At 71.0% G+C, this 24,792-nt stretch carries 22 protein-coding genes and 1 pseudogene; 8 read left to right on the plus strand and 15 right to left on the minus strand.

The features are described from left to right. Nucleotides 1-19 precede the first annotated feature (19 nt). Nucleotides 20-1,390 carry an HNH endonuclease signature motif containing protein gene (locus tag ACYVDG_RS30460; protein WP_460762502.1) on the minus strand — a complete coding sequence of 457 codons (1,371 nt, stop codon included), beginning with the start codon at nucleotides 1,388-1,390 and terminating at the stop codon, nucleotides 20-22. Nucleotides 1,391-2,008: 618 nt separating this feature from the next. Here ACYVDG_RS30460 and ACYVDG_RS30465 point away from each other — a divergent pair. The 4 genes from ACYVDG_RS30465 (at nucleotide 2,009) to ACYVDG_RS30480 (ending at nucleotide 5,850) form a co-directional block, all read left to right on the plus strand. After that, nucleotides 2,009-2,842 carry a M55 family metallopeptidase gene (locus ACYVDG_RS30465; protein WP_460762505.1) on the plus strand — a complete coding sequence of 278 codons (834 nt, stop codon included), beginning with the start codon at nucleotides 2,009-2,011 and terminating at the stop codon, nucleotides 2,840-2,842. 213 nt (nucleotides 2,843-3,055) lie between these two features. After that, the gene (locus tag ACYVDG_RS30470) at nucleotides 3,056-4,447 is read left to right on the plus strand and encodes a M20/M25/M40 family metallo-hydrolase (protein ID WP_460762508.1); all 1,392 of its coding nucleotides are present in this window, start codon (nucleotides 3,056-3,058) and stop codon (nucleotides 4,445-4,447) included. Between the two features lie 209 nt (nucleotides 4,448-4,656). Next, the gene (locus tag ACYVDG_RS30475; RefSeq protein ID WP_460762575.1) at nucleotides 4,657-5,577 is read left to right on the plus strand and encodes a S66 peptidase family protein; all 921 of its coding nucleotides are present in this window, start codon (nucleotides 4,657-4,659) and stop codon (nucleotides 5,575-5,577) included. A gap of 120 nt (nucleotides 5,578-5,697) precedes the next feature. After that, on the plus strand, nucleotides 5,698-5,850 hold the full coding sequence (locus tag ACYVDG_RS30480; RefSeq protein ID WP_460762511.1) for a hypothetical protein: 153 nt from the start codon (nucleotides 5,698-5,700) through the stop codon (nucleotides 5,848-5,850). 51 nt (nucleotides 5,851-5,901) lie between these two features. Here ACYVDG_RS30480 and map read toward each other — a convergent pair whose 3' ends face one another. Next, complete coding sequence (gene map, locus ACYVDG_RS30485) at nucleotides 5,902-6,669, minus strand: type I methionyl aminopeptidase (protein ID WP_460762515.1); 768 nt, start codon at nucleotides 6,667-6,669, stop codon at nucleotides 5,902-5,904. Between the two features lie 75 nt (nucleotides 6,670-6,744). Between map and ACYVDG_RS30490 the strand changes: the two genes are divergently transcribed. The 3 genes from ACYVDG_RS30490 (at nucleotide 6,745) to ACYVDG_RS30500 (ending at nucleotide 9,780) form a co-directional block, all read left to right on the plus strand. Then, the gene (locus ACYVDG_RS30490; protein WP_460762518.1) at nucleotides 6,745-7,053 is read left to right on the plus strand and encodes a helix-turn-helix domain-containing protein; all 309 of its coding nucleotides are present in this window, start codon (nucleotides 6,745-6,747) and stop codon (nucleotides 7,051-7,053) included. A gap of 175 nt (nucleotides 7,054-7,228) precedes the next feature. Beyond that, complete coding sequence (locus tag ACYVDG_RS30495; RefSeq protein WP_460762521.1) at nucleotides 7,229-9,202, plus strand: acyl-CoA dehydrogenase family protein; 1,974 nt, start codon at nucleotides 7,229-7,231, stop codon at nucleotides 9,200-9,202. Then, nucleotides 9,202-9,780 carry a PadR family transcriptional regulator gene (locus ACYVDG_RS30500; RefSeq protein ID WP_460762524.1) on the plus strand — a complete coding sequence of 193 codons (579 nt, stop codon included), beginning with the start codon at nucleotides 9,202-9,204 and terminating at the stop codon, nucleotides 9,778-9,780. The genes ACYVDG_RS30495 and ACYVDG_RS30500 overlap by 1 nt, the downstream gene beginning before the upstream one ends. A 15-nt stretch (nucleotides 9,781-9,795) precedes the next feature. Here the strand turns inward: ACYVDG_RS30500 and ACYVDG_RS30505 are convergent, their stop codons facing one another. The 6 genes from ACYVDG_RS30505 to ACYVDG_RS30530 all read right to left on the minus strand — a co-directional run bounded on the left by ACYVDG_RS30505 (nucleotide 9,796) and on the right by ACYVDG_RS30530 (nucleotide 15,403). Further along, nucleotides 9,796-11,334: a PH domain-containing protein gene (locus tag ACYVDG_RS30505; RefSeq protein WP_460762527.1), complete on the minus strand. Its 1,539-nt coding sequence runs from the start codon at nucleotides 11,332-11,334 to the stop codon at nucleotides 9,796-9,798. Further along, nucleotides 11,331-11,834, minus strand: a complete 504-nt coding sequence (locus tag ACYVDG_RS30510) for a PH domain-containing protein (protein ID WP_460762530.1) — start codon at nucleotides 11,832-11,834, stop codon at nucleotides 11,331-11,333. The genes ACYVDG_RS30505 and ACYVDG_RS30510 overlap by 4 nt, the downstream gene beginning before the upstream one ends. Before the next feature lie 51 nt (nucleotides 11,835-11,885). Beyond that, on the minus strand, nucleotides 11,886-13,082 hold the full coding sequence (locus ACYVDG_RS30515) for a DUF418 domain-containing protein (protein WP_460762533.1): 1,197 nt from the start codon (nucleotides 13,080-13,082) through the stop codon (nucleotides 11,886-11,888). Between the two features lie 302 nt (nucleotides 13,083-13,384). Then, nucleotides 13,385-13,930, minus strand: a complete 546-nt coding sequence (locus ACYVDG_RS30520; protein WP_460762537.1) for a hypothetical protein — start codon at nucleotides 13,928-13,930, stop codon at nucleotides 13,385-13,387. A 93-nt stretch (nucleotides 13,931-14,023) separates the two neighbouring features. Then, on the minus strand, nucleotides 14,024-14,779 hold the full coding sequence (locus ACYVDG_RS30525) for a VOC family protein (protein WP_460762542.1): 756 nt from the start codon (nucleotides 14,777-14,779) through the stop codon (nucleotides 14,024-14,026). A gap of 72 nt (nucleotides 14,780-14,851) precedes the next feature. After that, on the minus strand, nucleotides 14,852-15,403 hold the full coding sequence (locus ACYVDG_RS30530) for a hypothetical protein (protein ID WP_460762547.1): 552 nt from the start codon (nucleotides 15,401-15,403) through the stop codon (nucleotides 14,852-14,854). 84 nt (nucleotides 15,404-15,487) lie between these two features. Between ACYVDG_RS30530 and ACYVDG_RS30535 the strand changes: the two genes are divergently transcribed. Continuing rightward, on the plus strand, nucleotides 15,488-15,793 hold the full coding sequence (locus ACYVDG_RS30535) for an MFS transporter (RefSeq protein ID WP_460762550.1): 306 nt from the start codon (nucleotides 15,488-15,490) through the stop codon (nucleotides 15,791-15,793). A 39-nt stretch (nucleotides 15,794-15,832) separates the two neighbouring features. Here ACYVDG_RS30535 and ACYVDG_RS30540 read toward each other — a convergent pair whose 3' ends face one another. From ACYVDG_RS30540 to ACYVDG_RS30570, 7 genes and pseudogenes are all read right to left on the minus strand, one after another. After that, nucleotides 15,833-16,021, minus strand: a complete 189-nt coding sequence (locus tag ACYVDG_RS30540) for a hypothetical protein (protein WP_460762554.1) — start codon at nucleotides 16,019-16,021, stop codon at nucleotides 15,833-15,835. Nucleotides 16,022-16,034: 13 nt separating this feature from the next. Further along, nucleotides 16,035-16,610: a hypothetical protein gene (locus ACYVDG_RS30545; protein WP_460762559.1), complete on the minus strand. Its 576-nt coding sequence runs from the start codon at nucleotides 16,608-16,610 to the stop codon at nucleotides 16,035-16,037. A gap of 188 nt (nucleotides 16,611-16,798) precedes the next feature. After that, nucleotides 16,799-17,416, minus strand: coding sequence for a TetR/AcrR family transcriptional regulator (locus tag ACYVDG_RS30550; RefSeq protein WP_460762563.1), 618 nt, complete (start codon nucleotides 17,414-17,416; stop codon nucleotides 16,799-16,801). A gap of 35 nt (nucleotides 17,417-17,451) precedes the next feature. Next, a complete protein-coding gene (locus ACYVDG_RS30555; protein WP_460762567.1) occupies nucleotides 17,452-18,612 on the minus strand; it encodes an acyl-CoA dehydrogenase family protein in 1,161 nt (386 codons plus the stop codon). A gap of 8 nt (nucleotides 18,613-18,620) precedes the next feature. Continuing rightward, nucleotides 18,621-20,690, minus strand: a complete 2,070-nt coding sequence (locus tag ACYVDG_RS30560) for an ATP-binding protein (RefSeq protein WP_460762571.1) — start codon at nucleotides 20,688-20,690, stop codon at nucleotides 18,621-18,623. Between the two features lie 9 nt (nucleotides 20,691-20,699). Beyond that, nucleotides 20,700-22,298 carry an acyl-CoA carboxylase subunit beta gene (locus tag ACYVDG_RS30565; RefSeq protein ID WP_460762578.1) on the minus strand — a complete coding sequence of 533 codons (1,599 nt, stop codon included), beginning with the start codon at nucleotides 22,296-22,298 and terminating at the stop codon, nucleotides 20,700-20,702. 123 nt (nucleotides 22,299-22,421) lie between these two features. Then, nucleotides 22,422-24,164: pseudogene (locus tag ACYVDG_RS30570) on the minus strand (acyclic terpene utilization AtuA family protein); the annotation flags it as partial. Between the last annotated feature and the right edge of the window lie 628 nt (nucleotides 24,165-24,792).

Raw genomic sequence — 24,792 nt, forward strand, 5'->3', positions numbered from 1 at the left:
TCGCGCACTGGGCATGGACTCACCGCTTCAACACGGCTGGATGGTAAGAGCGGAGTGACGGGAGACTGTCACGCTCCGATCTGTGGGGGCCCGGGGCTGCGATGCCCCGGGCTACCCGACCCGCGCTCGTCGACCCGCCGGCCGAGAAGCTCCTCTTGTGGTCGGCCTCCGACCCGCTGGCCGGGGTGTTGCACCCCTGAGGCCAAGCGCAGGTGGTGTGACCGAACATCCCCGCATCCCGCAGAGCACCCGTGGCATCGCGCTGGGTGCGGCCCACGTCCAACACCCGATCACCCTCGGGGGCGGTGATCATCCGACGCAGCACACTGTTGGGGGCCAGGGCACGGATCGCGGCCATGGACAGCACCTGCCCATCCTGCGTCACCGCCGGACCCGCACCCTCCTCCTGGCCCTGAAGGCCCAGGAAGGTGGGCAGGGGCACCATGATGTTGATCATCGCCACCGCAGCACGCTTCCGACCCTTGCCCTTGCTGCCCTTACCCTCAGCACCCTCAGCACCCTCAGCACCCTCAGCGCCCTCAGCACCCTCACCGTCCTTGGTGGGGTCGGTGGGGTCGGTGGGGTGGGAGGCGGACCGCACCAGGTTCATGAACGCGTCATACATCCGCTCCGAAGCCGACACGTGCAACCGGTCCTCATCGAAGGGCGGCATGTACGCCTTCAGCACACACTTCAAGATCTCAGCGTCCACGGCCGTGCCCCAGGCCTCGAACAGGTGAGTGCCATCAAAGGTGCGCAACAAACGCGCACCCCTGGCCTCGAAGGCGGCCTGGTGCTCCTCCTCCAACACCGCCGGGTTATGCCGGGCCAGCAGCGCCTTACCCAGCCGGTTGATGTCGGTCACCGACATCGCCGGCTCCTTGGCCTTGGAGGCCAGGATCCCGGCCTCGATGATCCGCCGGAAGATGCCAGCGTCCGGGTGGTGCTCGGTGTTGCGCGCCTCCACCGCCCTATCAGCGGTCCGGCACACCGCCACCGCCTCACCAATGGACAGCAGCCCGGAGTCCAGGCCTTCGCGGGTGGCGGGCAGTTCCTGGGCGAACAGGCGCCGGGCCAGCTCGGCGCGCCCGTTGGCCTCACCCGGGGCCATCCCCACCGAGTGGATCAGCCAGTTCTGCACCGACCGCTGCCCACCCGCCTCCAACAACGTCCCAGCCGCCTCCAGCTGGGCCAGGCGCAGCAGCATCGAAAGCTGGGCCCGGTCGAAGTCCTCGAACACCTGCGAGACCACGTCCAGGACCTCACCGGCCGCACCCGCCGGGGGAACCTCGGCCATTTCCGAGGCGATCTTTTCCCGGGCAGTGCGCATGGCGGCCACGGCGGGCGTAGTGCCCGCCGTGTTCCCGCACTGCCCGAAAGAAGAAGTCATACCCTAAGGATATCAAGAAAGACCCAGAAAGGACCTATCCCGGGGGTTAGAAAACACTTACCCGACCACACTGGACCGCCTTTTCCTTTTCCTGGATCGAAGCCCTACAAAAACGGAGCGCACACCCCTGCCCGCATTCTTGGGCAAAGCGGACAAATGCGGGACCGAATGGGAATGATCTTGCCCCTGTCTCCACTCTCGACGGCCGAGGGTGGAGACAGGGGCAAGATCATCGGGGTTTTCGCTGGGCGCATTGACCGGCCGCGACACCCGACCCGTCGACGCTCCGGCGGCGTGGCAGGCGTCGGCCGCCAGGCCGACAGAATCAGTTTTCGGGCGAAGCCCGGAATGGCTCGGACCTCAACCACCCGTCCCCCTTTCTCGATAGCCGCCAACCCGCCGTCGTAGCGAAGCGGGTCAAGGTGGAGCGCCTTTGATGCGCGAAGCGCTCGATGGCGACGACCTTGAGGCGCGCAGCGGAGACGGCCACAATCGGGCGGCGGGAAAGGAGGACACCCCCAGCGAAGCTGGAACCCTTACCCAAAGAGACACCCTGGAGGCCAGTCCGGGTCGTTCGGCTGTGGATAACCGGGCCCTCCCGGGGCTAGGGTCGGCCGGATGAAGATCCTCATCTCTGCGGACATGGAGGGCGCCACCGGTGTCACCTGGCCCGCCGACTGCGAGCCCGGGACCGAGCAGTGGCAGCGCTGCCGCTCCATGTTCACCAGTGACGTCAACGCCTCGATCAGCGGGCTTCTCGAAGGCGGAGCCACCGAGGTGCTGGTCAACGAAGCCCACTCCACCATGCGCAACCTCCTCCTGGAGGAGCTGGACGAGCGGGCGACGATGATCACCGGTCGGCACAAGGAGCTCTCGATGGTCGAGGGCGTCCAGACCGGCGACGTGGACGGGATCGTGTTCCTCGGGTACCACTGCGGGGCCGGGGACGACGGCGTGCTCGCGCACACCTACCTTCCCAACGCCATCACCGGGGTCTGGCTGGACGGCCAGCCCGCCAGCGAGGGCTACCTCAACGCCGCCGTGGTCGCCGAGTACGGCACCCCGGTGATCCTGGTGACCGGGGACGACCGGGCCTGTGAGGACGCTGAATCCTACGCGCCATTCGCCCGCACGGTCGCGGTGAAAGACCACGTCAGCCGGTACGCGGCCCGCTGCCGTCCGCCCGCGCGCACCGCTGCCGACATCAAGGAGGCCGCGGAGAAGGCTATGCTGCTCGCCGGGCGGGTGGAAGCGGCCGGTCCCGGTACCAAGACCGTGGAGGTCGAGGTCGACTCCGCTCAGCTCGCCCAGGCCGCCGCCATCGTTCCCGGTGTCACCCGCACCGGTGCTCGGCGCGTCCGGTACACGTCGCCGGACGCCTTCGAGATGATTCGTGCGTTCAAGGCGGTCTGCACACTGATCTCCAACGCCATGGAGAAGAACTACGGCTGACCCGCGGCATGCACGGCCGATACCAGCCCTGAGGCGAAGTCCCTTGTGCGCAAGGTACTTTCGTCCCTCCTGGCCGAACGCGGGGACAGCTCCCCGTGGAAACCGATACAACTGTGGCGGGGGACAGCACTGAACCACACGGGCCAATCGTGTGTCGGAAGTGAGCGAGAGCCCCTGTGCTGCACAACCCCTGCTGAGAGCGAGGCCGAGTCCGTGGGCCACACCAACACCTCCCTGCCCGCCAGCGCCCGTGAGGACGCCTTGGACGCCGCGGGAGAGGACGCGATCCACCTGACGCACGAGCTCATCCGCCGCGACTCCACCAACCACGGCAAGGGCGGCGGCGACGAGCGCGCCGCCGCCGAGTTCGTGGCCGAGGCCCTCGGGGCGACGGGCCTGTCCCCCGTGGTCCTGGAGTCCGCCGACCGCCGGGCCAACGTGGTCGTCCGTATCCCCGGCACCGACCCGGACGCCGACGCGCTCCTGGTCCACGGCCACCTCGACGTGGTTCCCGCCGACCCCCACGACTGGACGTTCCCGCCCTTCGACGGCGAGATCGCCGACTGCCCGGTCACCGGTGTCCCCTCCCTGTGGGGCCGCGGCGCGGTGGACATGAAGAACACCATCGGCATGGTCACCGCCGTCGTCCGGTACTGGTCCAAGCTGGGTCTGCGCCCCCGTCGCGACATCGTGCTGGCGTTCGTCGCCGACGAGGAGGACAGCGCCGCCTACGGCGCCGACTACCTCGTGCGCGGCCACGCGGACCTGTTCGAGGGCTGCACCGTGGCCATCGGTGAGGGCGGCGGCCACACCGTCCACGCCCCGACCTCCTCCGGCTCCACCGCGCGCCTGTACCCGATCGGTTCCGCGGAGCGCGGCAGCGCCTGGCTCACGCTGCGCTCGTACGGCACCGCCGGGCACGGCTCCAGGCCGCCCCGGGACAACGCGGTCGGCGCGCTCGCCGCCGCCGTCGCCCGGATCGACCAGTACCGCTGGCCGCTGCACCTGACCCCGGTCACGCGCGCGGCCATCGACTCCATCTCCGAGGCCCTGGGTGTGGAGCGCACCCCCGGAGACACCGACACCAACGAGTCCGTGGACGCCCTGGTTGCCAAGCTCGGCGCCGCCGCGCCGCTGGTCGCTCCTACGGTGCGCAACAGTTCCACCCCCACGATGCTCTCGAGCGGATACAAAGTGAACGTCGTGCCGGGCGACGCCACGGCAGGTGTGGACGGCCGCGTCCTGCCCGGCGGCCAGGACCAGTTCACGGCCACCATGGACGAGCTGACCGGCGGCCGGGTGGAGTGGGAGTACGCGCACTCCTCGCCGCCGGTCTCAGCTCCCGTGGACTCGGCGGCCTTCGGCGCGCTCCGCTCCGCGATCCTCGCCCACGACCCCGAGGCCCGGGTGGTTCCGGTGTGCCTGGCGGGCGGGACGGACGCCAAGGTGTTCGCGCGGCTGGGGATCGACTGCTACGGCTTCTCCCCCATGCGGTTGCCCGCGGGTATCGAGTACCCGAGCCTGCTGCACGGGGTGGACGAGCGGGTACCGCTGGAAGGGCTGCGGTTCGGGGTACGGGTCTTGGACAGTTTCCTGCGCGCCTGACAGCGGGCGCACGAGAACCGGGCGCGTGAAGGGCGGCGCCCGGACGCCGGGGCGGGACCGCCCCGTGGAGGGGACGATGAGAGGTATGGGGGACCAGCGTGGGTGAATCGGTGACCGAAGTGCGTAACGGGCGGGACAGCGTTCCCGAACATGCCGCGGGCACCGGGAGGGGCCGTAAGGGGCAACCGAACCCCCGTGCCGCGCGGGCGCTGACCCGTCCCCCGAGGCTGCGGCGGGGCGACCGGGTGCGCCTGGTGGCCCCGTGCAGCCCGGTTCCGGAGGCGCGGCTGGATGCCGCGGTGGAGGTTCTGAAGAGCTGGGGGCTGGAGGTCGAGTTGGCCCCGCACCTGCGGGACCGCCACCCCCTCCTCCCCTACCTCGCCGGTGACGACCGCTCCAGGGCCGCCGACCTGCAGGAGGCCTGGTGCGACCCGGACGTGCGCGCGGTCTTCTGCGCGCGCGGCGGCGATGGGGCGCACCGGATGCTGGACCTGCTCGACTTCGACGCGATGCGCCGGGCCGAGCCCAAGGCCCTCATCGGGTTCAGCGACATCACCGCGCTGCACGAGGCGTTCGCGGTGGAGCTGGGCTTGGCGACCGTGCACGGGCCGGTGGTCGGGACGCGGTTCTTCGTCGGCGACCCGGTGGCCCAGCGGGAGCTGCACACCACGCTGTTCACCCCCGAGCAGCGCACCGTGCTCACCTCGCCGGGCGCGCACGCGCTGGTTCCGGGCCGGGCCGAGGGTGTGGTCCTGGGCGGGAACCTGAGCCTGCTCAACGACGGGCTCGCCACTCCGCACAGCCGCCTGTCGGCGGCCGGCGGCATCCTCGTCTTGGAGGACATCAACGAGGACGCGGCGCGCATCGACCGGATGCTCACCCACCTGCTGCGCACCGGCTGGTTGGACGGCATGGCCGGTGTCGTTCTCGGTACCTGGACCGACTGCCCGCCGGACCTGGGGGTCATCGCCGAGCTGATGCGCGACCGGCTCGAACCCCTGGGGGTGCCCGTGCTGTGGGGCCTGGAGTTCGGCCACTGCGCTGCGCAGCTCACCGTCCCGTTGGGTGTCCCCGCCGTGCTGGACACCGAGGGCGGCTGCCTGGAGCTGGACGTCCCCGGACTGGCGTAAGTACTGGTGCAGGAGGCCACGGGTGGGTACGCGCGTACGGGTGACGGGCCTGCCGGGCAACCGCAAGACGGCGGGCTTCACCCGGGCCGCGGTGCGCTGGCCCGCCGCTAGGGTGGCGGCATGGATCCGCTCTCCGGCTTGGCACTGGCCGCGGTGGCACTTCTGGTGTGGGCCTACGTGACCTACTACGTCGTGCGCATCGCGGTGCGCACTGCCCTGCGCGAGCACGAACGCGAGCGGGGGAAGGGCCACCCCGAAGATCCCCTGCCCTGACCGCGCACGCCGCGGAGCCGGTGCCCGCGCCCTCAGCCGGTGCCCGCGCCCTCAGGGGAGGGTGAGTACCAGCGGGCCGTCCTCGGTGACCGCCACGGTGTGCTCGCAGTGGGCTGCCCGGGTGCCGTCGTCGCTGAGTACGGTCCAGCCGTCGTCGCCGTGGGCGTAGCTGTCCGAGCCGCCGCGCACGAGCATCGGTTCGATCGCGAGGGTGAGCCCCGTGCGCAGTGTGAACCCGCGGCCTGGGCGTCCGTCGTTGGGTACTTCGGGGGCTTCGTGCATGGTGCGGCCGATGCCGTGCCCGCCGTGGTCGGCGGTGAGCCCGTAGCCGGCCCGGCGGGCGTCGGCGGCGATGGCGCGTCCGATGTCGCCCATGCGGCCTCCCGGGCGGGCCGCGGCGATGCCCCGGGCGAGCGCCGCCTCGGTGTCGGCGATCAGTGCCAGGTCCGCGGGGTCGGCCCGGCCCACCACGAAGCTGACGGCGGCGTCACCGGACCAGCCGTGCAGCCGGGCGCCGCAGTCCACGCTGACGAGGTCGCCGTCGGCCAGGATCCGGTCGCCGGGGATGCCGTGGACGATCTCGTCATTGACGCTCACGCAGGTCACGCCGGGGAAGGGTGTCGGCGCCCAGGCGGGTTGGTAGTTGAGGAAGAGGGGTTCGGCACCCGCGTCGGCGATGACCTTTGCGGCAGCCCGGTCCAGGTCGGCGGTGGTGCGGCCGGGCTCGGCGAGGTCGCGGGCGGCAGCCAGGGCGTGTGCCACGACGCGGCCCGCCTCCCGCATCAGGGCGATTTCGTCGGCGGTCTTGATCTCGACCATGGAGACCCTCCAGGAGGACGATAACTATACCGGCATTACTATACGCACCAGGATGGCGCGGGATACAATCACCGCATGGTTCGTGAACCGTTGACCGAAGAGCAGGTCGAGCGCGGCCGCGCCCTGGGCGCCCTCCTCCGGCAGGCCCGCGCCGACCGCACCATGGTGGACGTCGCCCGTGCCTCGGGGATCTCCGTGGAGACCCTGCGCAAGATCGAGGGCGGACGCATTCCCACCCCGGCCTTCTTCACCGTCGCCGCCGTCGCCGCCGCCCTGGACCTGTCCCTGGACGACCTCCTCTCCCGGATCGACGCACCGGCCGAACCCGCCACCCTCGCCGCCACCCTCGAATCCACTCCCCTGCGCCCGCGTTTCGCCGTCTAAGGCACTGACCGCGGGCGGGTGACCGCCCCCACCCGAAACTTCGCCGCCCTCAGCGGCGGCCACCACCTAGGTTGGGAGCTACACACCCGCGGCCCGGGCGTGTACACGGCCGCCCCGGACACCGCGGGTGGTAATCACATGAGGGTCGCGTCAACGACGACCACAGGGGGAGCACATGAGCGAACAGCCCGCACTGCTGAAGCTGGACGAGGCCGAACTCCGGGGCCTGCTGGACGGGCGGTGGGCCAACGTGCGCGAGCGCGCCCGCGACGTCATCCACGGTGAGACCTACGCCCCGGTGTACGGCCTCTCCGTGGAGGAGCACCGCGCCCGCACCCTCAAGCAGCTCATGGCCCTGGCCGAGACCGGTGTGCCCGCCTACGGCTTCCCGGAGTCCGTGGGCGGCACCAACGACGTCGGCGCCTCCATGGTGGCTTTCGAGATGCTCGTCGCGGACATGTCCCTCATGGTGAAGATGGGTGTGCAGTTCGGCCTGTTCGGCGGGGCCATCAACGCCCTGGGCACCGAGGAGCACCACAAGAAGTACCTGCCCGACGTCATGTCCGTCGCCCTGCCCGGCTGTTTCGCGATGACCGAGACCGGACGCGGGTCGGACGTGCAGCGCCTGCGCACCACCGCCACCTACGACCCGGATTCCGAAGAGTTCGTGGTCCGGACCCCGGAAGAGTCCGCCCGCAAGGACTACATCGGCAACGCCGCCCGCGACGGGCGTATGGCGGTGGTTTTCGCGCAGCTGCGCACCCCCGACGGCGACGGCGGATACAACGAGCACGGCGTGCACGCGCTGATGGTCCCGATCCGGGGCCCGAAGGGCAAGCCGATGCCCGGGGTGACCATCGAGGACTGCGGCCCCAAGGCGGGGCTCAACGGGGTCGACAACGGGCGCCTGTGGTTCGACGACGTGCGGGTACCGCGGGTCAACCTGCTCAACCGCTACGGCGACGTGGCCGCCGACGGCACCTACTCCAGCCCCATCGACAACCCCAACCGGCGCTTCTTCACCATGCTGGGCACGCTTATCCGCGGCCGGATCAGCGTGGCGGGCGGTGCGGGCAGCGCCACCAAGGCCGCGCTGACCATCGCGGTCCGCTACGGCGACACCCGCCGACAGTTCACCCGGCCGACCGGTGAGGGGCAGCCGGAGCAGGACGTGCGGATCCTCGACTACCTGGCCCACCAGCGCAAGCTGCTGCCTGCGCTGGCCCGCACCTACGGGCTGCACTTCGCCCAAGAGGAGCTGGTCACCCGGCTGCACGAGCTGTCCAAGTCCAGCGAACGCGACGAGCACGCGCAGCGCGAGCTGGAGTCCCGCGCGGCCGGTCTCAAGGCGGTCGCCACCTGGCACGCCACCGAGACGATCCAGACCTGCCGCGAGGCCTCCGGCGGCGCCGGGTACCTGTCGGAGAACCGGATCCCGCAGCTCAAGGCGGACTCGGACATCTTCACCACGTTCGAGGGCGACAACACGGTTCTGCTGCAGCAGCTCACCAAGGGTCTACTCACCAACTTCAAAGACTCCTTCGGCGACCTCGACCAGCTCGGCCTGGCCAAGTTCATGGCGGGCAAGGTGTTCGAGACCGTCATCGAGCGCACCGCCGCGATCCCGCTCATCGACCGGCTGATCGCCGCCGCACCGGGCCGGGGCGAGGAGGCCAGCCTGTACAACCGCGGCTGGCAGCTGGAGCTGCTGGAGGACCGCGAGAAGCACATCATCGAGGGCCTGGCGGGACGGCTGCGCCGCGCCAAGAAGGACGGCAGCGACGCCTTCGACGTGTTCAACCGGGCCCAGGACCACGTCCTCGCGGCGGGACGCGCGCACATGGACCGGGTCGTCCTGGAGGCGTTCGTCGCGGGCATCGACCGCTGCGGCGACAAGTCCACGGCCAAGCTGCTCAACCGCCTGTGCGACCTGTACGTGATGTCGGTGATCGAGGAGGACCGGGCCTGGTTCCTGGAGCACGAGCGCCTGTCCACGTCCCGCGCCAAGGCGGTCACCCAGACCGTGAACGAGCTCTGCCGGGGGCTGCGCCCCTACGCGGTGCAGCTGGTGGACGCCTTCGGGCTGCGCGACGAGTGGCTGGCCGCCCCTATCGCCCTGGGTTCCGAGCACAAGCGCCAAGGAGACTGATGTCGGCCATCCGGCTGCTGGTGCTCGGGGCGGTCCGTGGGCACGGCCGTGCCCACGGCTACCAGGTCCGCAGCGATCTGGAGTCGTGGGGCGCGCACGAGTGGTCCACCGCCAAGCCGGGGTCGATCTACCACGCTTTGAAGCAGATGGCCGGCCGCGGCTTGCTGACGGCGCACGAGGTGGCGCCGTCCACCGTCGGCGGGCCGCCCCGCACCGAGTACGAGCTGACCGAGAGCGGCGAGGCGGAGTACCGCTCGCTCCTGCGGACCGCGCTGTCCTCCTCCCACGACGCGCGGGTGGACACGCTCTCCGCCGGGCTCGGGATGATGCTGGACCTGCCCCGGCCGGAGGTCCTGGAGCTGCTGCGCCAGCGCTTGGAGGGCTTGGAGGGGTGGCGGGCGAGCGTGTTGGAGTACCACGACCCCGAGGCCGCGGTCCCGGAGGAGTCCGGGAACATCGGCGAGATCATGGGGTTCTGGGTGCACTCGGCCGTCTCCGCGGCGGAGTGGACCCGCGGCCTGATCAGCCGGATCGAGGGCGGCGCCTACACCTTCGCCGACGAGCGTCCCCTCGTCTAGCCACCGCTCCAGCGCTCACCCGGCCGTCAGGGCGTCCCCCTTCGGGCGGTCGCGGGGACGGAACCGGCTCAGCAGGTCCGGCACGGCGGCGTCGGCGAAAGCGACGACCTCCCGCTCGTCGGCGTCGATCACCGGATAGTGCCCGCGCCCTGCGGCGGTGACCGCTACCAGCGTCGCCAGACCCGCGCGACGTTGGAAGACGGACTGTCGGATGCGCCAGCCGATGATGCCGCGCCGTTGGAGCAGCACCGTGGAGCGGCGGATGCTTCCCCGGCGTGCCAGGAGGTGCCCGTCGGTCAGGGCGTGTCCCAGGTTCCGGGCCGAATCCACGGCGCGCACGACCAGTGCCGCGCCGATGACCGCCACCGCCGCCCCGGTGGCGGCGGTCCACGGCGCCGCCCATGCGGCCAGGTACGCTACGGCGGCCCAGCCGAGGGCCAGCCCCAGAGTGATCGTCAGCGCCCACCGCAAGCGCCGCGTGCGGGCTGCGGTCGGGTGATCGGTCAGGCCGATGTCGGGTGACTGGCCGGTGATCCGCTCCGCGACGCGAACGGCGAGGGCCCGCGGTGCGGCCGGCAGCAGCACGGAGTCCTCCGACGCCGGGTCCGCCTCGGCGCTCAGGCCGGTCGCGACCACCTGGACCCGGGCCGCGCCGGCCATCCGCACGCCGAGCGGCTCGATCACGTCCACACCCCGGACCCGGACCTCCTCCAGGCTCAGGGACCGGCTGGTGAGCAGTCCGCGCTTGACCCGCAGCGTCCCTCCCGGTTCCCGCTCCAACCGGTACCTCCACCAGGACTCGACGTAGAATCCCATGGCCAGCAGCGCCGCCGCGAGGATGAGTACCGGCAGGGCAACCAGGAGAACGGTCCACAACCCGTACTCGGTGACGCGATCGTGCGCGAACTCCACGGGCAGGGCGCCCCGACCGAGCCAGTCGGAGACCTGGAACACCCCACCGACGATCGCGCCCGCCAACAGCGGGGTCACGACCGACAGCGCCGCGTACCCGGTCCACGCGGGCCGCCACGTGCCCAGGCGCTCAGGGCGGTGCTCCTCGTCTGCGCCCTTGTGGCCCAGGAGAACCGCGCGCAGGTGCTCACCGACCCGGCGCGGGATCGGATCGAGCACGATGCTGTGCGTGCTCGATCCACCGCCGCCCTGCTCTCCCGTGCCAAGGGTCAGCCGGACGAGCCCGAACACGCGCAGCACCACGTGCGCGCTGAGGTCGACGGCCCGGATCCGGTCGCGGGCGAGCCGGCGGCGGCTGACGAACAGGATGCCCTTGCGCAGCTCGACGCTGTCGGCCAGAACGCGGTACCGGGTCTTGCACCAGCGCAGGTGGTCAGCGAGCACCCCTCCGGCGATCAGCAGGCCGGCGCCGGACAGCACCCACATCATGGTGACGCCGAACGACAGCCAGGGGGTGAGCCCGATCGTGGTCGGGACACCTGCCAGCACGGAGACGCCGAGGAGTAGTAGCGCGGTGACTTTGCGGGTGCCGCGGTCCAGCGGGGTCCACGCAGCCCCGGGGGTGGCGTCGTTGTTACTCATGTGGCGTCCCCGGGGGTGGCGTCGGTGGTGAGGGTGAGGTCGTGGGCGACCTGTTCTGCCAGCTGCCGTTCCAGACCGGCGATGGCGATCGCGCCGGCGGCGGAGGCGGTGGTGACCTTGACGGTGGAGAGGCCGAAGAACCGCTGCACCGGTCCGCGCATGGTGTCGACCGTCTGGATGCGGGACATCGGCGCGATCCGCCAGTTCTGCCAGAAGTATCCGGTCCGGGTGTAGACGGCGCTGTCAGTGACCTGCCACCTGTGCACCCGGTACCACCAGATCGGCAGCGCGACGGCGGCGGCCAGGCCGACGGCGACGACGACCGCGGCCGGTGTGAGCAGCCACGGCCGGGCGGGGGTGACGAACAGGGCGAGAACCACCAGCGGGACGGCGGTGCCGGCGGTGGCGAGCAGCAGCTGGGTGCGCCACCAGCGGACTACTCGGCGGTCGTAACGGTTGTTCGGCGGGCGAAGCCGCGGCCCACTTCCTGCCTCACGCATCCGAAGCCCTCCTCTCAGTCGCTTCTTGTGCACACTGCTCGGCCGGTTCGGTCATGGCCTGGTCGGCTTCGCCTGTCGGTAGACCAGCCGTCGCAGCAACGCGTCGGCTGGGCCCGGCCGATGCGCGCGCTCCAGCAGGGCGGCCGCGGTGACACCGCCCAGCCAAGCCACCACCGCGACCAGCGCCGCACCGGCACTGTTGACGCTCCCGCCGATGCCCAGGAACGTTTGCGACAGCATGACGATCAGCAGGGTCGACTGGAGCAGGTAGCAGGTCAGTGACCTCCTCCCGCTGGCGGCCAACAGTCCGACCAGCCGGTTCTGTCGGTTCTCCAGCCGTGCGCCGAGGAGGCCGAACACAGCCGTGTAGGCGAGCCCGCCGAACAGCCCGGTCGTGATGTGCAAGGTCTGTGCGAGCCAGGCGGCGTCGGCGGGGAGCTGTCCCACCGCGACCAGGGCCTTCGGCACCGCCCCGACCAGAGCCACTAGGAGCCCGGTGACCGCGACCAGGCGCAGCATTCGGCGGTGGTGTGCGGGGTCTTCCAGCACTCGGCGCTTGGCCGCCCATCCCCCGAGCAGCATCGCGATCACGATCGGGAAGACGGCGTTGTTGCTGACCACCGCGATAACCCAGACCACCAGGCGTTCGACGATGTCTGTCGGCGCATAGCCCATCGCCCCGAGCGCGAACGTGTCGACCGCCGTGTCCGCCCCCTGCGCGGGGAGATTCTCGAAGAAGGTCATGGCGGTGATAGCGAAGACGAACCACACGGACAGCACGGCGGCGCCGATCAGCAGGGCCCGTTCCCGGCGGAAGAACAACCAGCCCACCAGCAGCGTTGCCAGGCCGTAGGCGCCGAGGATGTCGACCGGGGTCACCAGGAGCGCGTGGCCGAAGCCGAACACGAGCAGCCACCAGCCGCGGCGCCGTAGCAGGCGACGAGCGCGCGAGTTGTCCCCGTCCTTCGCCCGTTGCCGGGTGATGACCATGACCATCCCGTAGCCGAACAGGGCGGCGAACATCGGGTAGGCGCGGTTGTCGACGGCCAGGAGGCCGACGGTACGGACCGTCTGGTCGAGCACCGACCCGCCCGCGGGGAGCCCGAACGCTCCGGTCTCAACGCTGACCAGGTAGAGCGGAGCGTGCGCGAGCACGATCAGCAGCAGCATCGCGCCCCGCGCCATGTCCGGGGCGAGCATGCGACGCGGCGCCGAGGGCGCGTCGGCCAGGCCGCGGTGCACGGTCATGGGTGGCCCCTCCCCCCGGCAACGCCCGGGTGAGCCGCGAGGGGCGCGATCAGCCCGTCGGCCCGGGCGGAAGGCGCGGTCGCTGCCTGCTGGAGGTCGGAAGCGGGATCGCGGAGCGGCTCTTTTGACTGCATGGTCAAAAGATAGCACACGCGGTCAATACCGCAGGCGCGACTGTGCCCAGGGCCCCATGGCCTCAGGACTCAGGACTCAGGGAACCTGTCTGCGCTTCGCCAGTGAACTGGTAGGGAGCTACATGTCGTTGCGGTGTTGCGGTGTCGGCCCCGGGACCACCCCGGAGGTCAGAAGTGGTCGGCGGGGTCCACCTCGCCGGCCGTCTCGCCCTCGCGGGTGACCAGCTCGAACCCCGCCCCGTCCTCGGAGGCCCTCGGCTCGGAACAGCTCCCCTGGACCGGGGTCGTGACCGCTGTCTCGCGGCTGAGGGGGCCGCCATCCTGGCGCAGGTACAGCCCGCACTCCGGGACCGACGCCCCGGCGATGAACCGCTGCTCCAGCACCAGGACGTAACCGTCGATCTCGGCCCGCTCCCGCTCGACGTGCCGGTCCTTATCGAGGTAGTGGAAAGCGGTGTAGGGCCACAGCAGCAGGGCCAGCCCCAGTAGGAGGCCGCCGCAGACGAGCCAGGCCCTCCGGTGGTCCCGCGCAGCCCGGGCCACCGGGGAGAGGATCAGCACCGCCGCGACGGTCCAGGCCAGCGGCACCAGCACGAACGGCACCGCACGCAGCCGGTAGTAGACGCCGTCGCTCGCATCCGCTCCCCAGGCGGCGGCGCCCACGACCAGCAGCACCACCGCCGCACCCAGCCAGATCACGCGCCTGCGTTCCACATCCGCCTCCCACCGTCGCCGTTCCTTCACCCATGGGACGGCGAGCGGTGTTGTCCGGTTGTGGCCACTACAGGCCACCACGCAGAGCGCTCTCTAGGCTTCCGGCTCGGGGTCGTCGCCGCGCCACTCGCGTAGTTCGAGGGCGTGGTCCAGTTCGCCCTCCACCCGCTGGCGCTCCTGCTCGGTGAGGTCGATCCCCGCGAGTCCGGCGCGCCACCCTTCGGCCTCCCCGGGCAGGTCCAGGGCCATCGAGAGTTCCACCAGGACGGCGTGGGCCAGGGCGCGGTCCACGGCCGGGGCGCCGGGGTACCGCTTGAGCGCCGACTTGGCCCGGCGGTAGGCGGCGTGGTCGTCGTTCTTGAACTCGCGGTAGATCCGGACCTGATCCAGGGCCTTGGCCAGGCCTTCCAGCTCCGGGGAGCCTCCATAGTCGAGCCCCTCGGGCTCGTCGCGCTGGATGAAGATGATGGAGTTCCCGGACGGGTCGATCAGTGTGAAGCGGGTGGCACCGGGCCGGTAGCGGGTGATCCGCGGCAGCCCGCGGGCCAGGACCTTGCCGCGGGCGGCGCGCATGGCCGCCGTGAAGGCCGCGTGGTAGGGCGCGACCGCGTCGACCATCACCAGGGCTCCGCCGGTGTGCTCCGCCGCGGGATCCAGCCCCTTGGCAGCGGAACCGTAGTGGAGTTCGAACCCGCTCCACGCGAATGCCAGGTACACGTACGGCTTGACCTGCTTCCAGGCGACCTCGAAACCGAGTTCCTGGTAGAAGTCGAGCGTGACCTGGGCGTCGTGGGTGTGCAGCAGCGGCACCGTGGTCTCGTTGGCTCGGACTATCCCTGTCTCGTTCATTCGCCCATATTACTAGTCAAAATTGACTAGCTGCACATGGAACCGCACCCCGAATCCTTCCGGGCTCGGGAGTCAGAAGTGGTCGGCCGGATCGATCTCCCTCTCCGCCCCGCCCTCAGAGGAGAAAAACACGAACCCCGCCCCGTCATCGGACACTCTGAACACCGGGCAGTCCCCGGGCTCCGTGAGCGCCACCTCCCGGCTGAAGGGGCCGCCGTCCTGGCGCAGGTACAAAGCGCACTCCGGCGCTGAGGGCAGAGAAGCCCCCGGACCCCCGCGGGCCTCCGCCACCAGCGCGTAACCCTCGATCTCGACGCGGTGGCGCTCCGCACGGCTCTCCGCAGTCATCCCCCGAACCATGGTGTAGGGACCGGTCAGTAGAGCAAGCACCAGGGCCAGGCAGCCGACCCCGGACAAAGCCGCCTTGGCGTCGCGCGGCGCCTGCACGGCCACGAAGACCAGGAACAGCACCGCACTCAGCGTCCAGGCCAGGGGCAGGAGCCCGAGCGGCACCGCGTGCAGCCGGTAGTAGGCACCGTCGGCCAAGTCCGCACCGCAGGCGGCCAGTCCCACCAGGACCAGCGCCCCCACCACACCAAGCCAGATCGCGCGCCCGCGTTCCACAACAGCCTCCGCCTTCGCCGTCCCGTTCCCCTTGAGACCGCCGCGGAGGGTTCCCCGGTTGTGGCCGTTCCTGGCCCTCGGCATGTGGGTGGCCTTCTCCGGCCCCTGCAGGTCCTGCTCCCCGAGCAGGTCGAGCACGTCTCCCCCGCCGACAAGGAGACCGTCCTGGCCTGGGTCACCGGGGTCGGCGCCGCCATGGCCATGATCGCCACCCCGCTGGCCGGTGGGCTGTCCGACCGCACCACCGGACCGCTGGGCCGCCGCCGACCCTGGGTCCTGGCCGGACCGATCGTGGTCCACCTGGGCGGCTACGCGGTGCTGTACACGGTGTGCGGACTGGTCTCCCTGTGCGGCGCGGTCGTCGTCTGGAAGATCCGCGGCGACTCCTGACGCCCAGCGGGGGGCGCCCGCACCGGTGGACCGTCCGGTTCAGCGGGCCCAGCGCAGGGCCGCGTAGGCGCAGACGAAGAAGAACAGCCCGAACAGGCCCGCGTACAATGCGGCCTCACCCCAGGTGTTGCCCATGAACAGGGAACGGATCAGCAGGGTGAGCACCGCAGCGAACGCCGCCGGACCGGCGGCGTTCAGGAGCGGGCGGCGGGTATCGGCCACGTTCACGGTCGCGCCCCGATCATTCGGGGACGGCGTCCATATTGCCGCTGTCGGCGCGCGTGCGCGCGGGGGCGTCCTCACCGCGCAGGCGGGCCGGTTCCCACCACCACCAGTGTGACTCGGGCACCCAGGCGGGCACCTCCTCGCCGCTGACGGGGCTGGCGTTCTCCGCGACGATCTCCAAGGAGTCGTCGATGCGCGGAATGGCGTCTAGGTCGACCTGGCGCATGAACTGCGGCCAAGACACGAACTCGTCGCCCAGGATCTGCAGCATGGAGCGCCGCCAGCAGGCGGGGCGGTAGCCCTCGTGCTGGCCGTTGTCGGCGGCGGTCTGGCTGCGCACCACGTACAGGCTGATCCGGTCCGGGTTACTGCCGCTCACCAGGAGTTCGGCGAGGGTGGCCTTGAGGTTCTGCCCCGCCGGGGAGTTCCGTTCGGCCGGGGTCGTCGCCTGGTAGAACTCGAAGAGCCTCGCGAAGGCGGTGTCCATGAGGGCGTCGCGGTCCCTGCGCCGCGTAGCGCTCTCCGCGAACGCGTCCACCACCCGTCTGGCCAGGCCGGGGAGGTCCCTGCCCGAATCCGCACCCACCGACACACCGCCTTGTCCGTAGTACCTGTTGTGGAAATACTGTTGGGACCGGGGCTGTGCCCGGCCTTTTCGATGATAATCCTCCCCAGAACCGACTCGGTAGGCGGATACCGGTGAGTAGCGGACCGGCAGCCACATGACTTGGCGCCCACACCGTGGTGCCCCGCCACGACCGCGGCCGACCACCTGGGCGGTTAGCGGTCGGAGGCCGACCCCAGAGTGTGGTCGAGCATCGCGGCCCACTGGCGGACGATGCGCCGCCGTCGGGGGCCGTCGTCGGTGAGCAGGTTGGCCAGGCCCAGGCCCCGGGCGAGGTCGAGCGTGGCCTGAACGGCCTCCCTGTTGCCGGGGACCGACTCGTCCGCGCCCAGAAGCTCCACGGCCGCGCGGTGCACCTCCCGCCCCACCTGTTCCTCCAGTGGGATGACCCGCTCGCGTAGGGCGGGGTCGCTGGCTGCCCCCGCCCACAGCTGGAGCGCGGCGTTGAACCCGGTCCCGTTGAAGGCGTCCACCACCATCTGCACCACGGCTTCGGTCCGGTCGGGTCCTTCGGGAACCGCCTCCGCGCGGCGGCGCAGGTCGGCGCCGCGGCTGTCCACTATGTGCCGCAGCGCCGCCAGCAGCAGATCCTCACGGGTGGGGAAATGGTGTTGCGCGGCGCCCCGGGAGACCCCGGCACGCTTGGCCACCACACCGACCGTGGCCCCGGCCACCCCGTGTTCGGACAGGCAGCCCACCGCAGCGTCCAGCAACCGGGCCCGGGTGGCCCGGCTGCGCTCCTGTCTCGGCTCACGGTCGGATGCCGTCTCCACTACGCGCCCCTTCTCCCCTGTGTTACCCGCCGTGGTCAGTACGACTTGGGCAGACCGAGGGACTGTTGCGCCACGTAGTTGAGGACCATCTCCCGGCTCACCGGAGCGATACGGGCCAGGCGGGAGGCCGCGATCGCCGCCCCCAGACCGTACTCGCTGGCCAGGCCGTTGCCGCCGAGGGTCTGCACGGCCTGGTCGACCGATCGCACACACGCCTCTGCTGCGGCGTACTTGGCCATGTTGGCCGCCTCTCCGGCGCCCGCGTCGTCGCCGGAATCGTAGCGGAGCGCCGCGTGCTGGGTCATCAGGCGGGCCTGCTCCATCTCGATCTTGACCTGGGCCAAGGGGTGCGCGAGGCCTTGGTGGGAGCCGATGGGGCTGTCCCGCCACACCACGCGCTCCTTGGCGTAAGCGACCGCCTTGTCCAAGGCGTGCCGGGCACTGCCGCTGGCCAGGGACGCTGCCATGATGCGTTCGGGGTTGAGCCCGGCGAAGAGCTGGAGGAGCCCGGCGTCGGGGTCCCCGACCAGGGCGTCGGCGGGAAGGCGGACGTCGTCCATGAACAGCTGGAACTGGTGGTCCGGGCTGACGATGTCCATCTCGATCTGGCGGGCCTCGAACCCGGGGGCGTCGGTGGGCACCGCAAACAGAGCGGCGGAGAGGCGTCCAGTGTCCTCGTCCTCGATGCGGCCGACCACAAGGACGGCGTCCGCCACGTCCACTCCGGAGATGAAGGTCTTGCGGCCGTTGAGGACCCAGCCGTCACCATCGCGGCGCGCGGTGGTGGTGATGCGGTGGGCGTTGGAACCGGCGTCGGGCTCGGTGATGGCGAAGGCCATGATCGACTCGCCGGTGGCCAGGCCGGGCAGCCAGCGCCGGCGCTGTTCCGGGGTGCCGAACCGGGACAGGACGGTTCCGCAGATCGCCGGGGAGACCACCATCATCAGGGTGGGGCACCCGGCGGCGCTGAGCTCCTCCAAGACGGCGCCCAGGTCGCCGATGCCGCCGCCCCCGCCGCCGTACTCCTCGGGGATGTTGACGCCCAGGTACCCGAGTTTGCCCGCCTCGCGCCACAGGTCGGTGAGGTAGGACCCTTCCTTGGCTCTGGCCCTGTAGTAGTCGGATCCGTAGGAGGCGGCGAAATCGGAGACCGCGGCCCGCAGCTCGACGCGTTCGGAGGGTTCGTTGAAGGTCATCGCACCGGTCACTGTTCAGACCCTTCGCTGTGGGGGGTGGGCTTGTCGTCGGGTTCGGCGTAGTCGAGTACGGCCAGGGGCGCCCCCGAGGGCACCCGCTCCCCCGCCGCGACGGGGAGCTCCCGGACGGCTCCGGCGGCGGGCGCGGTGACGCGGTGCTCCATCTTCATTGCTTCTATGCGCAGCAGGGTCTGCCCCTCGCGCACCTTCTCGCCGACGGCTACGTCCACTGCGGTGACGGTGCCGGGCATGGGTGCGGGCAGCGCCCCGGGGTCGACCTTCGTCTCGGGGGCCGGGAGCGGGTCGACGGGGGTCAGGGCGACCGATCCGAGCGGTGAGTCGACGTACACGGCGGCACCGATGTGGACGTCGAAGGCGCGGCGCAGCCCGTCCGCTTCCAAGACGACGTGGTTGGGGCTGGCGGCCAGGACTCGAACCTCCTCCCGCTCGGGCAGGTGGGCGCCGCGCACTGACCGGAAGGCCGAGGTGACCTCGCGCCCGCCCGCGGTGGTGTGGCGCCGTTCGTGCGGGGCGGAAGGCAGGTTGCGCCAGCCTGCGGGGACGCCGTCCGGGACCGCGCCGCCGGTCCTGGCCGCCTCGAACGAGGCCAGGGATGCGGCGAGCGCGGCCAGTTCTTCGGTGGCCGGTTCGGCGAGCGGTCGGGCCAGGTCGGTGAGGCGGTCACCGGTGAGGAACCCGGTGTGGAGCCGCTCGGGCTGGCCGTGTGCCCGGGCGAAGTCCGGGTGGCGCAGGGCCCGGACGAGCAGGTCGCGGTTGGTGCCGACCCCGTGTAGGCGGGCTTCGGCCAGAGCCGCGGCCAAGCGGCGCAGGGCGTCGCGCCGGTCGCGGCCGTAGGCGATGACTTTGGCCAGCATGGGATCGAAGTCGGTACCGACGGCGTCGCCGGCCTCGACGCCGTGGTCAAGGCGCACCCCGGGCCCGGTCAGCGGCGTGAAGCTGGTGTCGGCGGCGGGGACGTCGAAGGCCTGCAGGACACCGGTCCGGGGCCGCCAGCCCTCGGCCGGGTCCTCGGCGTACAGGCGGGCCTCGACCGCGTGGCCGCGCGGCCCCGGCGGGCCTCCATCAGGCAGGGGCTCGCCTTCGGCGACGCGCAGCTGCCATTCCACCAGGTCCAACCCGGTGACGCACTCAGTGACGGGGTGTTCCACCTGGAGCCGGGTGTTCATCTCCAGGAAGACGGGCTGGCCGAAGCCGGTGTCACCGACGGGGACCAGGAACTCGGCGGTCCCGGCGCCCGTGTAGCCGATCGCCGAGGCCAGGTCCCGGGCGGCTTGGTGCAGCCGCTCCCGCACCTCCTCGGGCAGGCCGGGCGCGGGGGCCTCCTCCATAACCTTCTGGTGGCGGCGCTGCGCCGAGCAGTCGCGTTCGCCGAGCGCCCAGACGGTGCCGTGCTGGTCGCCGAGGACCTGGACCTCCACGTGGCGGCCGCGTTCCACGTAGGGCTCGCAGAACACCGCGGGGTCGCCGAAGGCGGAGGCGGCCTCGGTGCGGGCGGCCTCGGCCTCGGAGGCGAGTTCGGCGAGGTCGCCGACCACGCGCATGCCGCGTCCACCACCCCCGGACACGGCCTTGACCAGGACCGGTAGGTGTTCGGGGCGCACGTCCTCGGGTTCGAGGGCGTCGGCGACGGGGACCCCGGCGTCGCGGGCGACCTTCTTGGCGAGGGTCTTGGAGCCCATCTGTTCGACCGCCTCGGCGGCGGGTCCCACCCAGGTCAGTCCGGCGTCGGCGACCGCTCGTGCGAAGGCGGCGTTCTCCGACAGGAAGCCGTAGCCGGGGTGGACGGCGTCGGCACCGGCCGTGCGGGCGGCGGCGACGAGGGCGTCCGGGTCGAGGTAGGCGTCAACGGGGCCACGGCCCTGGGGCACGGCCAAGCACACTGCGGTGTCGGCCTCACGGACGTGGGCGGCGTTCTCCTCGCCGGGCGCGTGTACGGCGGCGGTGGTCACTCCCAGGGTCCGGCAGGTGCGGATGATCCGGCGGGCGATCTCACCGCGGTTGGCGACCAGCAGCGTGGTGATGGGGCGAGTGGGCTCGGTGGGGGCTGTGTGGGTCACGATCCTCCCTCACATTCGGAAGACGCCGAAGCGGTCGGTGCCGCGTACGGGTGCGTTGCTGGCGAAGGACAGGCACAGCCCGAGGACGGTGCGGGTGTCGCGGGGGTCGATGACACCGTCGTCGTAGACCCGGCCGGACAGGAACATCGGGAGGGACTCGGCCTCGATCTGGTTCTCGACCAGTTCGCGCATGGCGGCGTCCTGGTCGTCGTCGTAGGGCTGGCCCTTCTTGGCCGCCGAGGCGCGGGAGACGATCGAGATGACCTCGGCGAGCTGTTTGGGTCCCATGACGGCGGACCGGGCGCTCGGCCAGGAGAAGAGGAAGCGGGGATCGTAGGCGCGGCCGCACATGCCGTAGTGCCCGGCCCCGTAGGAGGCGCCGATGAGCACGGAGAAGTGGGGCACGGTGCTGTTGGAGACGGCGTTGATCATCATCGAACCGTGTTTGATGATGCCACCCTGCTCGTATTCGGCGCCGACCATGTAGCCGGTGGTGTTGTGCAGGAAGACCAGCGGGGTGTCGGACCGGTTGGCGAGCTGGATGAACTGGGCGGCCTTCTGCGACTCGGCGCTGAACAGAACGCCGTTGTCGTTGGCCAGGATGCCGACCTGATAGCCGTGCAGGGTGGCCCATCCGGTGACCAGGCCGGGGCCGTAGGACGGCTTGAACTCGTCGAACTCCGAGCCGTCGACCACGCGCGCGATGACCTCGCGCGGGTCCACCGGGACCTTGAGGTCGGGCGGCATGATCCCGAGGAGTTCCTCGGCTGGCAGGAGGGGTTCGCGTACCGTCCCCTGGGGAGACGGACCGCCCTTGGTGTGGTTGAGGCGGGCGACGATGCGGCGTCCGATGCGCAGGGCGTCGTGCTCGTCCTCGGCCAAGTGGTCGGCGAGTCCGGACACCTCGGCGTGCATGCGTGCGCCGCCCAGGGACTCGTCGTCGCTCTCCTCCCCGGTAGCCGCCTTGACCAGTGGCGGGCCGCCGAGGAAGACCTTGGACCGGTCCCGGACCATGACCACGTGGTCGCTCATCCCGGGGACGTAGGCGCCGCCGGCCGTGGAGTTTCCGAAGACCAGGGCGACGGTGGGGATCCCGGCGGCCGACAGCTGGGTGAGGTGGCGGAAGGTGCCACCGCCCGGGATGAAGATCTCCTTCTGGGTGGGCAGGTCGGCGCCGCCCGACTCCACCAGGCTGATCATCGGCATCCGGTTCCGCTCGGCGACCTCTCCGGCGCGGGCGGACTTCTTCAGACTCCACGGATTGCTGGAGCCGCCGCGCACGGTGGGGTCGTTGGCGACGATCACGCACTCCACCCCCGAGACCACACCCACGCCGGTGACGACGCTCGCGCCCACGTGGAAGTCGCTGCCCCACGCGGCGAGGGGGGAGAGTTCGAGGAAGGGGCTGCCCTCGTCCAGCAGGAGCTCGATGCGCTCCCGGGCCAGCAGGCCTCCCCGGGCCCGGTGCCGTTCGACGTAGCGATCGCCGCCTCCGGCCAGCGCCTTGGCGTGTTCGGTGTCGAGTTCGGCCAGTTTGGCCAGCATGGTGTCCCGGGCCTCGGCGTAGGCCGGGCCCTGGGTGTCGAGTCTGGAGGTCAGGACGCTCACGGGCCTCCGTAAGTTGGTTGGTGGCCCGGCAGGGCCGGGTGTGGCTGACGGGTTCTTGCCTTGCGTGGCTCCCGAGGAGTGGCCGCCCGACCCTGCAGGGCGCTCCGGGTTCGGGGGGTTGTGGGGCAGCAGGGATTCGGGGATCCGGGCCCGGCGGGCGCGCAACCACTCACCCAAGCCCTTGGCCTGGGGGTCCAAGCCCTCGCGGCGGGGCGTTCCGGGTGCGAGCATCCCCTCGACCCAGAAGTTGGCGGCGCGCAGGTTGGGCAGCAGGTGGCGGGTGACCGCGAGGTCGGCGGTCTCCGGGAGGAGTTCGCGCAGTACCTCGACCGTCAGTTCGTGGGCCAGCCACCGCCATCCCTCATCCGAGGTCGCCCAGACGCCCACGTTGGCGTCGGCACCCTTGTCACCGCTGCGGGCACCCAGGACCAGGCCGAGGGGTGCGAGCCGGGTGGGTTCGGCCGGCAGCGGTTCGGGCAGCGGCGGTTCCGCGACCGGTGCCAGCTTCCTGCTGCGTACGGCATGCGGGACGCTCTCTCGCTCACCGTCGGGCGTGGTGACCACGTGGTCGACTTCGGTGGCGGGCACGAGCGCGTGGGTGACGGCGACCCCGTCGGGGCGGGCGTCGCGCGGTGGCGCGGTGATGTGGAACCCGGCGTAGCTGCCCAGGGCGAGTTCAACGGCGGCGGCGCCGAAACGGCGCCCGATGACGGCGGGGTCGTGGTCGCGGGCGACCACGCGCAGCCGGGCGGTGGCCGCGTCCTGGGTGGCCCCGTGGGGGTCCAGGGCGGGGACGAACTCGAAGCTCAGGTCACCGGGCTTCCTGTGGGCGAGGGAGGCACGCAGCTGGCGTTCGGCCATCCGTGCCTTGGCTCGGGCGTCCAGGCCGGTGATGAGGAACTCGACCTCGTTGCGGAAGCCGGTGATCCCGGTCAGGCCGACCTTGAGTTCCGGTGGCGGGTCCTCGCCGGCCACCCCGCTGATCCGCACCCGGTCCCGCGACTCCTGGCTGAGCTGGACGGTGTCCAGCCTGGTGGTGACGTCGGGGCCCGGGTAGCGGGCGCCCGCGATCTCGTAGACGAGCTGGGCGGTAACGGTACCGACGGTGACCGCCCCGTCGGCACGGTCGTGTTTGGTGATGACCGAGGAGCCGTCGGAGTCGATCTCGGCGATGGGGAAGCCCGGGTGGTCCAGGCGGCGTCCCGCGAGGTCGTCCACCAGCGCGTAGTTGCCGCCGGTCGCCTGGGTGCCGCACTCGATGACGTGCCCGGCGACGGTCGCACCGGCGAGGGCGTCGACGTCGTCGCGGGTCCAGCCGAACTGGGCGATGGCGGGGCCCACCACGAGGGAGGCGTCGGTGACGCGGCCGGTGACGACGATGTCGGCCCCGGCGTCCAGGCACCGGGCGATACCGAAGGCGCCCAGGTAGGCGTTGGCGGTCAGGGGGGTGCCGAGGGCGAGCTCCTCGGCGCGGTCGAGGAGGTCGTCGCCGGAGACACAGGCGATGCGGGGCTCGAAGCCGAGGCTCTCCGCCAGATCGGTGAGTCTGTCGGCCAGCCCCCGGGGGTTGAGGCCGCCCGCGTTGGCGACCACCCGGACACGGCGTTCCACGATGAGGCTCAGGCACTCGCGCATCTGGCGCAGGAAGGTCTTCGCGTAGCCCTTGTCCGGATCGGCCAGCTGGTCCCGGCCGAGGATGGCCATGGTGAGTTCGGCCAGGTAGTCGCCGGTGAGGACGTCCAAGGAGCCTTCGGTGAGCATCTCGTGGAAGGCGGAGAACCGGTCTCCGTAGAAGCCGGAGGCGTTGCCGATCCACAGCGAAGGGGCTGGTGTAGCGGTCATGGCAACGAGAGTGACACCGGACACAGGAAAAAACAAGCACTTGTGATTGTTTTTCTCTCCGTGGCACATGAGTGACTTTCCGTCATTCGTGAAGCCATGCAAGTGAACTTGCTTCGGTGGAGTTGATAGTGGAGTTGATACCTGTACTCTGAGGTCGCCCGCCGGTGTGGGGCTTGCTGCTGTTCTGGGGTTCCGCGTGAGTATGGGGTTCGGCCCGGTGCTGGGGTTCGGCCCGGTGCTGGGGTTCGGTGTGGCTGGGGTTTGTTGTTGGGTGCGGGTTGCCCCGTTTCCTGCCGCTTAATGGTGGCCGTCTCCGCTGCGCGCCTCAAGGTCGTCGCCATCGAGCGCTCCGCGCGTCATTGGCGCTCCACCTTGACCCGCTTCGCTGCGACGGCGGGTCGGCGGCAGTCAGGAAACGGGGGGCGTGTGGTCGGGGTGGCGACGGGACCGGCCTTCGGCCGGGAACTGCGCCGAGCCTGCGGCCCGGTCCGGCCGTGGCCGGCCGGATTCCTTCCCGTGGGTCTGTGAGGTGCCCCGAGGTTTCCGGACAGGGACCCAATACAATGGTCTCGTAAGGAAACGAGGGGAAACGTGGGCAGGACAAGCAAGTACTCACCGGAGTTCCGCGAGGAAGCGGTACGCTTGGTGATCG

The organism is Nocardiopsis oceani (genome assembly GCF_054777395.1).